2 protein-coding genes are annotated in these 1,308 nt (G+C 55.1%); one reads left to right on the forward strand and one right to left on the reverse strand.

Translation table 11 applies throughout. The features are described 5' to 3' along the window. Positions 1-180 precede the first annotated feature (180 nt). The gene (locus AWB81_RS43050) at positions 181-528 is read left to right on the forward strand and encodes a response regulator (RefSeq protein ID WP_062644681.1); all 348 of its coding nucleotides are present in this window, start codon (positions 181-183) and stop codon (positions 526-528) included. Between the two features lie 216 nt (positions 529-744). On the opposite strand, the gene AWB81_RS43055 is transcribed toward AWB81_RS43050, so the two are convergent. After that, positions 745-1,308: cytochrome b (locus AWB81_RS43055; RefSeq protein WP_327373543.1), on the reverse strand; the 564-nt coding region annotated here is incomplete at its 5' end.

Below are 1,308 nucleotides of genomic sequence, written 5' to 3' on the forward strand. Positions count from 1 at the left end.
TTACCGAGAACTGGATCGGCGCTCACGAACGCCAAGATGAGACCGTGAGAAAGGCGCAAGAACTCGGCACTCTCGAGTTAGACAGGATTTAGCCGATAAATACTTTGGGTGTTCTCGTAGAGTATGAGATGCACGCCGGGTTCCTCGGCTTCACAACAAAAAGAGAGCGACGCGCTTCCGATGAGCACCATATTAGTAGTGGACGATGAACCGGACACCCTCTATGTCCTGGATTTGATTCTTACCGCGCAAGGCTATCGGGTCGTAAAGGCTCGAAATGGCTATGAGGCGATGGAATTCGCGCTCGCGGGGCCCCCTGACCTAGTCATTTCAGACTGGATGATGCCTGTCATGGATGGCACGCAGTTGTATCGCTATTTCGCGGCGATTCCGACTTTGACCACGGTGCCGTTTGTATTTATCTCGGCCGCAGTGCCGCCGGGCGAACTGGCGGCGGGTCCGTTCTTGCGCAAGCCGTTCCACCCTCCTCTCTTGCTCGACTTGGTAAGCCGCTCGCTTTCAGGGTAGTCGGCATTGGCAACGAATCGTTTTAATTGAGCTCGATGCGGTATTTAGCTGACGGGTTGCTATCCTTCGTAAGCTACTGCAACCGCCGACGGAAGCTCTATTGCTTCCGGGGACAGCAGTGACGGATGAAACGATTGCCCGGCCACCACAGGTACATGACGAGCGAGCGCAACGAAAGGAAGCTCCAGGTCCGGCACGTCGATGATTGTCAAGGGGCTATAGCATGCGTCTCATCAGACGGTCTTTAAAAATATTTTGATGCACCAAGACTGCGAACACATGCACGCCAATCAAAATCAACAGAATCGTTGCGCTCGCACTGTGCAAATCACCAATCGACAGGTCGGGAGAGCTTGGGTTGGAAATTTGGGGAAACTGCACCACTCCCGCGAGTTTCACCACCCACCCTCTGCCATCAGCGTTCAACCAGCCTAGCAAAGGCACGAGTATCAGCAGCGCGTACAACGCCATGTGCAGGATGTTTGCCACTGCGCGAAGCTCAGGGGACTGGTCGACCGGTGTTGGCGCGCGTCGAACGAGTGCCCAGCCGACCCTTGCAACTATCACCACAAGAAGAGAAGCGCCGACACCGATGTGCCATGCGACAAGCCCCGACGGCACTTTTATCTCGTCCGCTTCGGGCATGAGCCATCCCAGCGCGAACTGGGCCACAAGCAGAACAAGAGTGAGCCAATGGAGGGTTGAGGGTGTAATTAGTTTTGTGTAAACGGTCATTTGGCAGGAGACTGCCCGTAACAGGAGCGACGATGACCGTAGCCA

The organism is Caballeronia arationis (assembly GCF_001544975.2).
GTDB classification, from domain to species: domain Bacteria; phylum Pseudomonadota; class Gammaproteobacteria; order Burkholderiales; family Burkholderiaceae; genus Caballeronia; species Caballeronia arationis.

Bases quoted from the DNA above. Each gene is read 5' to 3' on its own strand.
- AWB81_RS43050 (WP_062644681.1), top strand. From the start codon at position 181: ATGAGCACCATATTAGTAGTGGACGATGAACCGGACACCCTCTATGTC.